We start from the raw sequence: 14,167 nt of genomic DNA on the forward strand, positions 1-14,167 counted from the left end.
TTTAGTATATTGCTGTAGCGAAAATTTTCCATTGGTTTTCTTGGCTTGTATCTTTAGTTCAATTTAAAAAAATATATGTTTTTTGAGATTTCATCGCAAAAGTATTATGTCGGGATCGCCTATTACTGATCCCATATCGTGCTCCCACTCTAGGGTTACAAGCCATAAAGGAATAACTGAATTTAAGCCAAAAAAGATCTGCAACAACTTGCCCCAAGTGCTCAGGCGGCAGAGTTAATAATATTGTGTTAAACGATTCATTTATTATTTCCTCCTTTGATTTCCAAATTTCTTGAATGTAATGGTCTCCTCTTTTTCTTACACTTGGGACCTTGAGTTCATATACTGTTTCCTTGCTATTCTTTGATATTTCTCGTATTTCAGAATCTCTTAAATATATGTCTTTAATTAACCCGTTAAAGTGTGCTCTAATCAATACCATTTCAGGTATGTCTGCGCAGGTTAAGAATTTTATAGCTTTTAGCAAGTTCCACCTCTTTACCCAAATTTTACTAAGTATAACGGGGCGACGGATACCCGGTGAGCCTAGACAAAACGCAGTTTTGAACAGGCGAAGTCGGGTTGACCCCCGTCGTTGCGGGCGCGACAATTAATGATTATGCGGTTTCTAACTCCTAGAGAATTGAGTTATACAGCGGCGCTGGTTGATCCCGTCCCATGGTCTCTGAACCGTCGAAAGCAACTCCATAAAGCATCGAAGCATCCACATGGACAGTATCACTGACAGCAGATCGGCAACTCTAGAGAGGGGGAAATAATTCTCTCAGTATACCGGAATTAAACTATAAAGATTATGAGCGCGGTAGCTCCACTTGCCAAAGATCGAAACATGGATTGCTGGTTTAGCCAACTCTCCGCCGACGTCTCGAAGGCCATGGATAGCCGGATTGCCATCTCTGGGCTAATGCCAGCGTGGCCGATGCTGGAGAGGCTTTTTCGACTCACGCCCAGCGCTTCGGTCACCTCGGTCACGCTGAGTCCAAGTGGCTCAAGACAAAGTTCCTTGAGAACTTCGCCGGGATGTGGGGATTGTGCATGCGCATAGCCTGGCCTCAGTGATAATCCTCGTAATCGACCATATGGGCATCGCCAGCCTCAAACACGAAGGTGACACGCCAGTTCCCGCTGACACGAACCGACCAGGTGCGCTGGCGGTTACCGTTCAAGAGGCACTTTTACATCATTTTGACGCAACTCATCGAAAAAATACCCCCTTTCCCTGTGGGAAAGGGGGCAGAGTCAGGCCCCAGCGCCGCCTGCCGGCCATGGGAATATTCAGCGCACTCTTTCGACCGTGACCGTCGCCACGGGGTTGCGCCAATCGTAAGCACTGGCGTTCAGGTCGCCGATGCCGTGAATCCCGGCATGAATATGCACGAAACCTTCGCCGCCGGCATCGGGTGAACCACCCTCGCCGCCGCACAATGGTCCGGGGATCGAAGCGCACAGCTCGTCGTTGGGTTCGGAGCCGGCGTCGTAGCCGGGAACACGAAAGGTCTGACTCCCGGCGCGTGGAACTTCCACGCCGTTCAGCGCGATGAAGCCATCGTTGGTCGGCAGGATCATTGCCGCCAGGCTGATCCGGTTGGCGTTACCGGCGGGAACCTCAACCGTGACCGACTGACCCGGACCCAGCAGTCCCGCCGAATGTCCGGTGCCCACTAGCCGGCCGGAGCTGAGTAACATATCTTCCAAAGGCATGGTGTCGCCGCCCTCGGCCATGGCCGCCAATTCATCACTCGCCGCTTGCCCCAGCGTGAAGAGTTCGACGCCCGGCCGGTGACTGGCGACCAGAATCGGCGTAAAGGACGAACCGCGAGTGAGATTGGTGATCGTGACGGCGTACATCGGGTTGCCGTGGCGAGCGATGCTCGCGTAATCATTGGAAGACTGCGCCTGGGCGCCGGTCAGGGGAGCGGCCAACAACAAGGATGTAGCCAAGACAGCCGATAATTTCATCGTCAATTCCTCCGAGTGGGGATGAGCGTTCAGGAAGCACAACGTGACCTGAAGCTCACTATGCCGTCCCCGCTTCACGGAAGACTCACGGACTCATCACAATTCCATCACGGTGCCGGCAAGCGAATGATCCCTTGCGGCGGCGCTACGTGCCGGCAGTTCGAAGCTGAACCGCGTGCCTCGCTCCAACAGACTGGCCACTTGCAGTTCGCTGCCGTGCAACTCGACGATGCGCTTGGCGATGGCCAGACCCAGACCCAGATGGTTGCCGTCATCCTTCACCGGCTTCGAACCGCGATAAAATCGGTCGAACACATGCGGCAAATCCCGTGGTTCGATACCGTGGCCGGTGTCGGTGACGGCAAAGGTGGCGGTTCCATCCACCGCTCGCAATTCCAGGGCGACGATGCCGGCGGGCGGCGTGTGGTACAGGGCATTGAGAATCAGATTGTCCAGCACCCGTTCCAGCAAACCGATGTCGGCCTCGACGAACAGCGCCACGGCCGGCAAGCGCACGATCAGGCGAATACGGCGCTCACGGGCGGGTAGCGGGTATTTTTGCGCGATGTCTTGCAGCAGTTCGGCGGCAGCGAAGCATTCGCGGTGTGGCTGGATGGCATGGGCGTCGAGCTTGGCCAGTTCGAATAGATCGCCGACCAGCCGGCCCAGGCGTCGCGAGTGGCGCAGGGCGGCATCAAGGTAAATCGCCCGGTCGGCGTCAGTGAGTTGGCCGGCCTTGATCTGCAAGGTTTCCAAATAACCGTGCAGCGCGGCCAGCGGGGTACGCAGATCGTGCGAGACATGGTTGACCAACTCGCGGCGCAGGGTGTCGCGCTCTTGCAGGGTCCCGATCAAGGCTTGCAGGCGCTGCGCCATCCGGTCGAAATGCGCGCCCAGTTGCTCGATCTCATCACCTTGCGCGCCTTGGCCGCGATAAGGCGCGTACACCGCGAAGTCGCCGCGCTGGAACTCGTCCACCAGTACCGCCAGTCGTCGCAGCCGGTGGGTCAATAGCCGAAACAACAACAGTCCGGCCAGCAACCCGGCCAGTAGACTGCCAACCAGTACCCAAGCACTGAGTCGCAGCAGCAGGCTGTCCTGGTAGAGCTGTTCGAACGACTCGTACATCTGGCCGCGCAGCACCACGTACAGATAACCTTCGGGCCGTTCCGCCGAGGGGACCGGCGTGGCCGAGAAACTCTTGCGGGCGTCGTGGCTGCGCGGATCGTCGCCGAGAATCGGCAGTTCGGCTCCGGCCAGAAACGCGCGGATCGGTTCCAGGGCAACGTGGTCGCGTTTGACCGACGCCGGTTCGGCGGAGTAGGCGAGAATCGCGCCGTCCAGACCTAGCAGATAGATTTCGATGCTGGGGTTGATGGTCATGTAGCGCTCGAAAGTGGCTTTCAGCGCCCGAGTGTCGAGCTTGCCCTCGGCGACCAGTTTCTGATCGGCGACCAGATTACGAGCCAGATCGCGATTGAAACTCTGTTGCGCTTCCTGCAAGTAACGCTGGGTCAGACCATGACTGATCAGGCCGTAGCTCAGACCGATGGCGCCCAGCAGCACCGCCAGCGCCAGCGCCAGTTTGCCGTACAGGGTGTTCAGCATGATTCGGCGAACTTGTAGCCGACACCCCAGACGGTTAGCAGGTAGCGGGGTTCCGCCGGATTCGGTTCCAGTTTGGCGCGCAGGCGGTTGATGTGCGAGTTGACCGTATGCTCGTAGCCGTCGTGGCCGTAGCCCCAGACCTGATCGAGAAGTTGGCCGCGACTGAACACCCGGCCGGGATGACGGGCGAAATACAGTAGCAGGTCGAACTCCTTGGCGGTGAGCGACAACTCCCGATCGGCGAGGGTGACCCGACGCTTGTCGGTTTCGATCGCCAGTTCGCCACGGACGATGCGCTCGTCGCTTGACTTCGCCTCACCGTGCTTGCCCAAGGCTTCGGCCCGGCGCAGCAGGGCTTTCACTCGCGCCAGCAGTTCCGGGAAACTGAATGGCTTGACCAGATAATCGTCCGCGCCCAGTTCCAGCCCCAGTACCCGGTCGAGTTCCGAGGACTTGGCGGTGAGCATCAGGATCGGCACGTAGTCGCCACCGTTGCGCAGCCGCTGGCACAGCGTCAACCCGTCCAGATCGGGCAGCATCAAGTCCAGAATCACCAGGTCGTAACGCTGGCGGGCGTACAGGGTCAGCGCCTCCTGTCCGCAACCGGCGATTTCCGCTTGGCAGTGGATATCCTGGAGGTGCAGCTTGACCAACGCGGCGATATCGCGGTCGTCCTCGACCAGCAACACCGTGCGCGTCATGGACAAGCTCTGTGGGATGTGGGTGTCGGCCAAGATGAATACCTCGCCGCCGGTCGATGTCGGATCGGACCATGATCGATCCGGGAAGTCACATTTTCATCACGCCGCGCGCGAAGCGACCCGTTTCCCGACCAGCGCGGCTTTCAAGCCGCCAACAACAAGCGTCCCGCCATCAGTGCCACCACCAGCAGAAACACCGGGCGGATGAACGGTGCGCCGTAGCGGATGGCGCTGTGGGCGCCGACAAACGCCCCGAGCATGAGGGTCGCGCCCATGGTCAGGCCGACGGTGTAATCGATGTTGCCGAGGATGACGAAGGTCAGCAGCGCGGTGAGGTTGCTGACGAAGTTCATGAACCGCGCCACCCCGGCGGCCGCCACCAAATCCAGATGGAACAGCTTCATCGCCGCCGCCATCCAGAACGCGCCGGTACCGGGACCGATGAAGCCGTCGTAAAAACCGATCAGCCCACCGGTCAGCAGCTTGACGCCGCGCCGGCTCGCCGGCGTGGCCTCTGGTCGCGGCATCGCTTGGACCGATGGTGTCCGACGTGGCCAGATCAGATAGCCCGATGCCAGCAGGATCGCCAGCGGCAGCAGCGTCTTCAGTGTCCCGGCGCTCAGCAGGTAAATCAGCACCGCGCCGAGCAGTGCTCCGACCAAGGTGCCGAAACTCATCGCCCACCACAGCGCCGGCTGGAACAGGCCCTTGCGGATGAAGGTCAGCGAGGCGCTGAAGGTGCCGAAAGTGCCGACCAGTTTGTTGGTGCCGACCACCAGATGCGGTGGCATCCCGATACTCAGCAGTGCGGGCATGACCAGCATTCCGCCGCCGCCGGCGATGGCGTCGATGAACCCTCCCAGCAAGGCAACGATGCCCAGCAACAGAATGGTGGTGGGGTCCATGGTGGATGGGTCGATTCAGGGCGCGATGGCGATTTCGCTCAGGGTCTCGGCCAACGTCGCCAGCAAGGCCGTCAAGGCAGCCGGATCGGGCAGGCGTTCGACCGCCTCGGCCGGTGGTTCCGGGCCGATGCCTAGGGCAATGCCGCCCAGGGCATGCGCTGTCGTCAGTGCCGGCGCGTCGTTGGCGGCGTCGCCGGCATACAGCACCAGCGCCGGTTCCGGGCCGCCTTGGGCGACGATGGTCCGTAGTGCCGTGCCCTTGTCGTGCTCGATGGCCGGCAGCACCTCAATGGCCAGTGGTCCGTCCAGCACATGCAGGTCGGCGGCGTGCGGCGCCAGCAGGGCGGTGATTTCGGCTTGCAGCGCTTCGATCCGGTCCGACGCCAGTTGCCGGTAGTGCACGGTAAAACCAAAGGGTTTTCGTTCGATCCAGGTGCCGGGATAGGCGGTCAAGCGAGCCTCGATGGCGGCGTCCAGGGGATTGAGCCGGACGCGGCTGGCCAACGCTCCGGCGGGAACGAGGCGTTGCCCGGCCAGTTCCAGTTCCAGTCCGGTGGAGCCACCATAGCTCAGCCCCGGCAGACCGATCATGCCGATGAGATCGTCGAGTCCGCGACCGCTGACCACGCCGACCGTGACTCGTGGGGTCGCCGCCAGCCGGGCCAGTACTTCGCGCAGCGCGGGATCCAGCACCGCCAGGCGGGGATGCGCGACCAGAGGGGTCAGTGTGCCGTCGTAATCGAAAACCAGGACCAGGCGCGGGCCTTGGCGGTGAGCGGCGCGCAGCTTTTCCAGGATGTCCTGGCTGGTGGAGAGCATCAAGCGGCGTCCGGGGTGGATGAAGCAGGATCTGGATCGGCGGTCAGGGCTTCCAGGAAATCGGCGGCCCAACGATAGATATTGTGTTCCTCCACATGCCGCCGCATTCGTTTCATCCGTTCCCGCCGTTCGTCCGGGGGCATTTCCAAGGCCCGCTGGATCGTTTCGGCGAACTGATCGACGTCGTAGGGGTTGAAGATCAGCGCGTCGCTCAACTCGCGGGCCGCGCCGGCGAATTCCGAGAGGATCAATACCCCGTCCAGGTCGGCGCGGGCCGCCACGAATTCCTTGGCCACCAGGTTCATGCCGTCGTGCAGCGAGCTGACGATACCGATCTCGGCCAGCCGCATGAAGGCGTGGATGGTGGCCGAGTCCTGGTCGCCGACCAGAAAGCGGATCGGTTTCCAGGCAGCGGTCTGGAAGCGCCAGTTGATGGTGTCGACCAGCGATTCCAGTTCGTTGAGGTGGTCTCGATAGCGACGGAGATAGGTGCGGCTGGGGGTGCTCAACTGCACCAGGGTGAACTGGCCCCGATAGCGAGGGTAGTGTTCCAGGAAACGCGCGACGGCGCGGAAGCGCTCCGGTAGCCCCTTGGTATAGTCGATCCGGTCGATCCCCACCGCGACCCGTACGCCGTCCAGCGAGTAGCGTTCGCGCAGTTCGTCGATTTGATGGGCCAAACGAATGCCACTCGGCGCTTGGCGCTCGCTCCAGGGTTGGACACCGATGGGAAACGGTCGGACCCGGGAAACGTGATCATGCGATCTTACGGTCAACCGGTCCCAATCCAGTCGGGCTTCGGTCATCCGATCGGCGGTATCGAGGAAGTTGTTGCAATATTGCTGAAGGTGGAAACCGATCAAATCCGCGCCGAGCAGGCCGTGCAGCAACTCAGCTCGCCACGGGCAGATGCGGAATGCTTCCGGGTTGGGCCAGGGGATGTGCCAGAACAGGCCGACCGCCAAATCCGGGCGGGCATCCTTCAGCAGACGCGGTACCAGGGCCAGGTGGTAATCCTGCACCAGCACCACCGCGGGATCGGTGCCGACCTCTTCCAGGGCGGCGGCGGCGAAACGCTGGTTGACGCGCAGATAGTGTTCCCAGTTGCTGGCCCGGAATACCGGCCGTTCGTGCGCCAGATGGCAGAGTGGCCACAGCCCTTCGTTGGCGAAGCCGTGGTAATAACCGCGTTCTTCTTCCCGGCTCAGCCACACCCGCCGCAGGGTATAGGTGGGATTATCCGGCGGCACCGCCAGCCGACCCTGGTCGTCGGCGGTCATGCGGTCGGCGCTGCCGGCGCCGTGAGCGATCCATACGCCGCCGCTGGCCCGCAGCACCGGATCGAGGGCGGTGACCAGCCCGCCGGCGGGGGTTCGTAGCAGGGTTTTGCCATCCTGCAACTCGTGCAAGTAGGGTTCGCGGTTGCTGAGCACCAGCAGACGGCGGCCGTGCAGGTGGTCGGCTATATGAGTGTGCAGCCGCTCGCGAGTCCAGCCGCGATCGGTTTGCGGCACTGCCGGCGCTCGTTGCGTCGAGCGCGCGGTCCGCAGCGAGTTCGCCAGCCGGTCGTTCTCGTTGGCCAGCCGCGCGGCCGGCGGTTCGAGCTCCGGTTCGTCGTCGTCGCCGCGCAACTGCCGCACCCATTCCGTCATCCGCTTGAGTGGGCGGTCGTACAGCAGCCAAGCACCCGTGACCACCAGGGTCAGCAACAGCAGGGTGACGACGCTGACCCAGAATCCGAATCGTACCCGCCGGCTGACGACGCGCTCATCCACTTGCGCCATGTCCTGGATCACCACCAGCACGCCTTGCGGTTGACCGTCCGCCGCCCGAATCGCCGAGGCGAGGATATAGACGCGACCTTGATCCGTGAGGGTGGATTCAGTGATGTCTTTCTGTTCCTTGAGTGCCCGGGCAACAACTTTATCGAGATCGGCAGTGTATTCCTGCACCGCCTTGCCGGCGACGAGCAGGTGGCCATCCGGTCGGTAGACCGCCAATCCGAGCAGCGGCGGATAACCTTCCAGGGAGGAACTCAGCGCCGCCGCCGCCTCGCGATCCGGCAGTTGCAGCGCGGCCTGGACCGAATAGGCCATCTGATGGGTAAGTACGTAGGCGCGTCGGTCCATTTCTTCCAGGTCGGCGGCGCGCTCCCGCTCGACCTGAAACCAGGCCAGGGCGCCGATCAACAGGCCCACCAGCCCAGCGACCAGCAGGCCCATCCGCAGTGAGTTGGGCAGACGGTAATGGGTTTTCGTTGGCATGAAAATGTCTCGGGCAGGATTCCGCCAACGCGGGACGGATTCAGCTCATGGGGTTCGCTCAGGCCAGCAGCCGTCGCAGAATATCTTGGTAGATTCGGCTCAGTCGTTCCAGGTCGGCGACGGGCAGTCGTTCGTCGATTTGATGGATGGTGGCATTGGTCGGCCCAAGTTCGATCACCTGCGCGCCGGTGGGTGCGATGAAACGCCCATCGGAGGTACCGCCGGCGGTGGACAGTTCCGGCTCCAGCCCGGTTTCGGCGCGAATCGCGGCGGCGGCGGCGGTCACCAGTTCGCTGGGTGGCGTGAAGAACGGCGATCCCGACAGATTCCAGCTTAGCTCGTACTGAAACACTTGGCCGGTCTTGACTTCCTCGTTCAACAGGCCGGTTTCGACGATCAGGCGAGTACGCTCCTCAAGCTGCTCGACGGTGACCGCCGGCGAAAAGCGGAAGTTGAACAACAACTCCAGCTCGCCGGGCACGACATTGACCGCGCCGGTACCGGCATGCAGGTTGGAAATCTGCAATGAAGTCGGCGGGAAACATTCGTATCCCCGATCCCAGATTTCGTCCGCCAGCGCGCCGAGAATCGGCCCAATCGCGTGGATCGGATTCTGAGCCAGGTGAGGATAGGCGACATGGCCTTGCTTTCCGCGCAGCCGCAACCGGCCGTTCAGCGAGCCGCGCCGGCCGTTCTTGATCGTGTCGCCCAATTGGGCCGAACTGGACGGCTCGCCCACCAGGCACCAACGGATTTTCTCGCCGCGCCCCTCCAGCCATTCCACCACCTTGATCGTGCCATCCACCGCCGCGCCTTCTTCGTCGCTGGTGACGAGGAAGGCGATGGAGCCACGCGGGCGCGGGCAGGCGGCGAGGAAATGTTCGCAGGCGGTGATCATCGCCGCCAAGCTGCTTTTCATGTCGGCCGCGCCGCGCCCGTACAGCCAGCCCTCGCGGATTTGCGGGGCGAACGGCGGTGATTGCCAGCGTTCCAGCGGGCCGGGCGGCACCACGTCGGTGTGGCCGGCGAAGGCGAACAGCGGCCCGTCGTCGCCATGCCGGGCCCAGAAGTTGTCCACCTCGCCGAAGCGCAGCCGTTCCACCCGGAAGCCGAGCGCCGCCAAGCGCGCGATCATGACCTCCTGGCAGCCGGCGTCCTCGGGGGTGATCGAGGGCCGGCGGATCAGGTCGAGGGCAAGGTCCAGGGTGGAAGGCATGGTCGGAAGGGTTCGAGGCCGGTCGGGAAACGGTAATCCATGGTTCGGAGTCTATCTTACTCCGGTAAAAAGTCGGAAGCGCTAGAGGCGGTCCAACGCTTGTGGCCGGTTCGAATCAGGGTGGTCAGCGCGGTCAGTCGGTCTGCTTGAGCGAAATCCGCATGGTCTTGGGCGTACTGTTTGGCGACGAAAATCGCCGGTTCTTCGCCGAGAATGGCTTCGAGCGTGACCCCGCCGAGATGAAAGGCGCTGCTGGCCGGAGGGGCGGTACGGATCAGATCGAGCAGGGGCTGGACGGCGGGCAAGCCGATCTTCGACAGGGCCACGGCCGCCGGGAAGGAGTACCAGTGCGGGTTGCCTTCGTCGGATACCAGGGAAAAGGAGGTATCTCGGACCGTGATCAACCTGGCCAGTAAGGGGGCGGCCGCGGTTGCCTTGATGTCGCCCAGCAAGGTGATGGAAAACCAGTCCTTGCTCTTGGCGGCGACTCGCTGGCTTTTGAGGAGCAGACCTTCCTGTTCGCCGACGATGTCCATGAGTTCCCGGACATCGGCTGCGCGCTGATTCAGGTAATGTTCGACGAGGTTCTCCAGTTCCGCGCCGGATGCGCCACGTAACGAAGAGAGCGCCGCGCTTTGCGTTTCTGATGCCATGGTTTGGGATACTCCTATCGATAGGGTAACGACAATAATAGCCGCGATGAATCCAGACAGCGCGCGCGCCATCAATATGGAATATTGGCAAAATCGAATAGCCGTCATTGCTTAAAAACCAGCATTGTCGGTAGCCTTGTTGCTACCATTGTTCTTCCATTTGCCGCCTTCTTTCTTCAACTTGTAATGTACGCGCCAAGGGAAATAATTGGAAATCAGATACCATTTGCCATTGATTTCCAGTCGCGTGAATTCCAGAAAATGTAAGCGCCATTCCACGGTATTGCCGTTGGCGCCGGCCGTATGCTCGATGAATCGAGTAGGCGTGTCGATGCCCCATAAGATTCTCGAATGTGGCGCGGTATACGGATCGTTATCCTCGTCGCCGACGCCAGCGTCGTCGTTGCCCGCGACCAGCCAGTCGGAGAAAGAAACGGCTCCGGCACCGCCTGGACGGCCATCGCCATCGCTCATGCTGGGAAAGTCGTGGAAATTGCCGTGGAAAGAGGCATTGCCCGGCAATGCGACCGCATTTGGATTGAGGGTCTTTTTGCGGATTTTTCGAGAGCTATCCCATTTTTTGTTGACGCCGCCGGTCAACGGATCTCCCTTGTGATTCAATCCAGACGCGGGTGGTGCCGGAGAGGAGTTGGCGCCGGATAAATCGGGGCGGTCTGCCGCCGTAATGATGGCGCTCGGCTTGATGGTGTGCTTGAACTCGTAGCCCATGCTGACTTGGAAATAGGTTCCTTTATCACCGGTGTCGTTGGTCGCATCGGTGGCCGTGATCTCCGACCAGACGATCCAGACATGCAATTCGTCCACGACACGCCCGGTGGATTTGTTTTTTTATTTTGACAGGGAAGTGTCCAGCTCTCAGTCGCGATATCCTGGCTTTGTGAGGAGTTCCTGGAATGGGAGTCGCACCTTCCCATTCGAAGTTTGCGGCAAAGTTGGTGCTGTCGCTGGCCTTGAGAGTGACGAAAGGCGACATCGATTGTTGGTTGAAAGGCCAGAAGGAAAAGATGGTCATGGCGCTGTCGACCTTGGGAGAAACATAGTGTCTCTTGCCGACGGCTCCAAGATTGCTCGGGATCCTGTCGCCGGTTTGCCCGATCTGGTTATCGTCGAGTTCGATCTTCACGGATGCTGGCGCAACAGGGCCGGTTGCGCCATCCGGGATCATGATCACATCGCCGGGATGGATCAAATTGGGATTGGGTCGTTTCCGCCGGAAATCCGCATTGTCAGGATGATTATAGATATCCTGCCATTTCATCCCGTGCTTGCTGGCGATGGCCGATAGAGTATCACCGGGTTTGACTGTGTAAGGAGTAGGCATCGTGAGGGTCTCCACCATTGCATTTTCAATGCATATCGACTGTTGGTTATTATTAATCAGCATTTTCCATGCCGTTTTCTGGGTTTTTTATTTGCATCAAGGTCAAGGATAAAAAAATTGAAGGATCTTTATAACTATATGAAAATGCTGCATAGTTTATAATCAAGCCGTTTGTTTTGAAATTCGTTCGTAAAACAAGCAAGTTGTGACAGCTCATTTTGACCGTTATTCGATTCGTTTTTGATCCATGTTCCCTGGTCCATTTTGAACTTGTCGGGAATCGTCGATTGACGGCCGTCGGCGAGGTCGATCGAAGAGGATTACCGGCGGTAATCCTGCCTTGTCGCTATCAAAATCCAGTGTCACTAAGAAGCGCCTGTTTGTATCTAAATTGGTATTAGTATTGCACTAACCACGCCTGACTGTTGGATCTGCTTAATTGCTCGACTTACGGAGATACACGCCCATTTCCATATCGGAAATGAGCGCTCGAATTCCAGAGTGAGGAGGAAAACGAATGATCATTTTTGGCGGTGTGGATGGGACGGGCGTATGGAATAACGACAAGTACGCGAAGACATTCGAATATAGTTTCGTTCGAATCTTATATAACAGTTGGACGGCGGGGCCGCGTAACTACGAACGTGGGCCAGTGACCGCGGACAATAAGCTAAGTGACTACACTTATTTTTCGGCCCTTAGGACCTATCGTCACGTTTTGTCCAATTGGAAGGCTAGCGAGAGCGCCGTGTTTCTTGCCGGGTACAGCCGTGGTGGCGCGGCGGTCATTGAAGTTGCGAAGTGGCTAAAAAATAAAGGAATCCCAGTCGAATGTCTGATTCTTTTCGACCCTGTGGATAGGACTGGCCAGATGGGATTGCCTTGGAAAGATACGCCAATTGCCGATACGGTCAAAACGATCGTTTACGCAAAAAGAATGAAGAGCGCCAAATCGCGGGAATCGTTCGGCAACTGCGGCTTGAGGATGTGGAACGGTGAACGTACGCCTTACAAGGAATTCTTTGCGACGCATGGAGGTCTGGGCGGAGTACCGTGGACCGAACCCAAAACGGGAGGGTTTATCGACGAGGGGCCTCCGGATTTTAAAACCCGCGTCACGGTTGCCATGGATCGAGCCGGCGCCAACGCCGTCCAGAAATGGAGCTTCGATCTGGTCATGGACGCGCTGCTTGAGTGCGAAGAACGGCTTAGCGAACCGGATGACCCAGCGAAACAGCCGGGAGCGAACCCAAGGCGCCCCGGCCAAGAACCGAAGATTCATGTTGTCCAGCCAGGTGACTGGCTCTCGAAGATTGCAATCACCTACTACGGCGATATGAATAAATGGCGTGTGATCTACGATCATCCGCAAAACCGGCGGACCATCGGCGCCAATCCCAATCTGATCAAGCCCGGACAGCGATTACTGATTCCTTGAATGAGGTGAGAGGACTTTGCGGGGAGGTCGGCGGTTTTTGATGTTATTGGGGCTGGGCGCCGGGATGAAGCCCGATGCCGGGCTTCCACGGCCTTCCACCCAGTCCGCCCATTCTGGAAGAAGCGACTGGGAAACGGTATGACCGTCAGTCGCGCAACAATTCGTTCAGGCTGACCCGACTACGCGTTTTCTCGTCCACCTGCTTGATGATGATCGCGCAGTACAGGCTGTGACTGCCGTCGGCGCCGGCAGGGCGCCGGACACCACCACCGATCCGGCCGGTATCCGACCGTAGCTGATTTCGCCGGTCAGCCGGTTGTAGATCTTGGTGCTTTGGCCGATGTAGACCCCCATCGAGATCACCGAGCCGCGCTCGACGATGACGCCCTCGACCACTTCGGAACGCGCGCCGATGAAGCAGTTGTCTTCGATGATGGTGGGGCTGGCTTGCAGCGGTTCCAGTACACCGCCGATACCGACGCCGCCGGATAGATGAACGTTTTTGCCGATCTGAGCGCAGGAACCGACCGTGGACCAGGTGTCCACCATGGTTCCGGAATCCACGTACGCGCCGATGTTGACGTAGGACGGCATCAGCACCACGCCGGGCGCGATGTAGGAGCCGCGACGAGCGGCGGCCGGCGGCACCACTCGCACGCCGGCGGCCAGAAAGTCGTTTTCACCGTATTCGGCGTACTTGGGCGGGACCTTGTCGAAATAATTGGTGTAACCGTCGCGGATGATCGTGCTGTCGTTCAGACGGAAGCTGAGCAGCACCGCCTTCTTCAACCAGGTGTTGACCGTCCAGGTGCCGTCGCGCTGCTCGGCGACCCGCGCCTGGCCCAGTTCCAGCAGCCCCAGCGCTTCCGCCACCGCCTCGCGCAATTCGGCCGACGCCGTGGCGGCGTCGATCTCGCCACGGCGTTCGAAAGCATCTTCGATAATCCGCTGTACCTTGTTCATCAGGAGAGATCCTCGGCGGGGCGGCGTCCCAACAGAGTTTGGGCACAGCCGCAAAAACCGTCATAATAGGAAGGAATAAAATATATGGGGTGATGCGTCGCTACACGGACGACCTGCATCGAAACAGCAACTTTATCACCTTACGCTTTCAAGCGGCAGTACGCCGCCACCGCCCGGCGCGGATGAACGGTACGTGCTGTCGATACCCTACAAGCACAACGAAGAAGGAGCATCGGTATGGCAAAGAAGGTCGTGTCGGATGACAAAGAACGGGCACT

12 protein-coding genes and 2 pseudogenes are annotated in these 14,167 nt (G+C 59.7%); 1 reads left to right on the plus strand and 13 read right to left on the minus strand.

Annotated features, from left to right (window positions below; genetic code table 11):
- Positions 1–798 precede the first annotated feature (798 nt).
- The 12 genes and pseudogenes from E4P82_RS12675 to E4P82_RS12730 all read right to left on the minus strand — a co-directional run bounded on the left by E4P82_RS12675 (position 799) and on the right by E4P82_RS12730 (position 11,551).
- Complete coding sequence (locus tag E4P82_RS12675; protein ID WP_420887110.1) at positions 799–993, minus strand: helix-turn-helix transcriptional regulator; 195 nt, start codon at positions 991–993, stop codon at positions 799–801.
- An 80-nt stretch (positions 994–1,073) separates the two neighbouring features.
- Positions 1,074–1,187: pseudogene (locus tag E4P82_RS12680) on the minus strand (type II toxin-antitoxin system RelE/ParE family toxin); the annotation flags it as partial.
- A gap of 109 nt (positions 1,188–1,296) precedes the next feature.
- Complete coding sequence (locus tag E4P82_RS12685; RefSeq protein WP_169249235.1) at positions 1,297–1,980, minus strand: spondin domain-containing protein; 684 nt, start codon at positions 1,978–1,980, stop codon at positions 1,297–1,299.
- Positions 1,981–2,076: 96 nt separating this feature from the next.
- Positions 2,077–3,588, minus strand: a complete 1,512-nt coding sequence (locus tag E4P82_RS12690) for a HAMP domain-containing sensor histidine kinase (protein WP_169249236.1) — start codon at positions 3,586–3,588, stop codon at positions 2,077–2,079.
- Positions 3,582–4,289 carry a response regulator transcription factor gene (locus E4P82_RS12695; protein ID WP_169249301.1) on the minus strand — a complete coding sequence of 236 codons (708 nt, stop codon included), beginning with the start codon at positions 4,287–4,289 and terminating at the stop codon, positions 3,582–3,584. Before E4P82_RS12695 ends, E4P82_RS12690 begins: the two co-directional genes overlap by 7 nt.
- 143 nt (positions 4,290–4,432) lie before the next feature.
- A complete protein-coding gene (locus tag E4P82_RS12700; protein WP_169249237.1) occupies positions 4,433–5,194 on the minus strand; it encodes a TSUP family transporter in 762 nt (253 codons plus the stop codon).
- Between the two features lie 15 nt (positions 5,195–5,209).
- Positions 5,210–6,013 carry a trehalose-phosphatase gene (gene otsB, locus E4P82_RS12705; protein WP_169249238.1) on the minus strand — a complete coding sequence of 268 codons (804 nt, stop codon included), beginning with the start codon at positions 6,011–6,013 and terminating at the stop codon, positions 5,210–5,212.
- Positions 6,013–8,277, minus strand: coding sequence for a trehalose-6-phosphate synthase (locus tag E4P82_RS12710; RefSeq protein WP_169249239.1), 2,265 nt, complete (start codon positions 8,275–8,277; stop codon positions 6,013–6,015). Before E4P82_RS12710 ends, otsB begins: the two co-directional genes overlap by 1 nt.
- A gap of 58 nt (positions 8,278–8,335) precedes the next feature.
- Positions 8,336–9,493, minus strand: coding sequence for a succinyl-diaminopimelate desuccinylase (dapE, locus tag E4P82_RS12715; protein ID WP_169249240.1), 1,158 nt, complete (start codon positions 9,491–9,493; stop codon positions 8,336–8,338).
- A 56-nt stretch (positions 9,494–9,549) separates the two neighbouring features.
- Positions 9,550–10,146 carry a hypothetical protein gene (locus E4P82_RS12720; RefSeq protein ID WP_169249241.1) on the minus strand — a complete coding sequence of 199 codons (597 nt, stop codon included), beginning with the start codon at positions 10,144–10,146 and terminating at the stop codon, positions 9,550–9,552.
- Positions 10,147–10,257: 111 nt separating this feature from the next.
- Positions 10,258–10,971, minus strand: a complete 714-nt coding sequence (locus E4P82_RS12725; RefSeq protein WP_169249242.1) for a hypothetical protein — start codon at positions 10,969–10,971, stop codon at positions 10,258–10,260.
- Positions 10,901–11,551 carry a LysM peptidoglycan-binding domain-containing protein gene (locus E4P82_RS12730; protein WP_169249243.1) on the minus strand — a complete coding sequence of 217 codons (651 nt, stop codon included), beginning with the start codon at positions 11,549–11,551 and terminating at the stop codon, positions 10,901–10,903. The genes E4P82_RS12725 and E4P82_RS12730 overlap by 71 nt, the downstream gene beginning before the upstream one ends.
- 454 nt (positions 11,552–12,005) lie before the next feature.
- Here E4P82_RS12730 and E4P82_RS12735 point away from each other — a divergent pair, with 454 nt between their 5' ends.
- Positions 12,006–12,926, plus strand: a complete 921-nt coding sequence (locus E4P82_RS12735; protein WP_169249244.1) for a LysM peptidoglycan-binding domain-containing protein — start codon at positions 12,006–12,008, stop codon at positions 12,924–12,926.
- 145 nt (positions 12,927–13,071) lie between these two features.
- Here the strand turns inward: E4P82_RS12735 and dapD are convergent.
- Positions 13,072–13,889: pseudogene (gene dapD / locus E4P82_RS12740) on the minus strand (2,3,4,5-tetrahydropyridine-2,6-dicarboxylate N-succinyltransferase).
- Positions 13,890–14,167: the final 278 nt, after the last annotated feature.

Source organism: Candidatus Competibacter phosphatis (genome assembly GCF_012939995.1).
GTDB lineage: Bacteria > Pseudomonadota > Gammaproteobacteria > Competibacterales > Competibacteraceae > Competibacter > Competibacter phosphatis.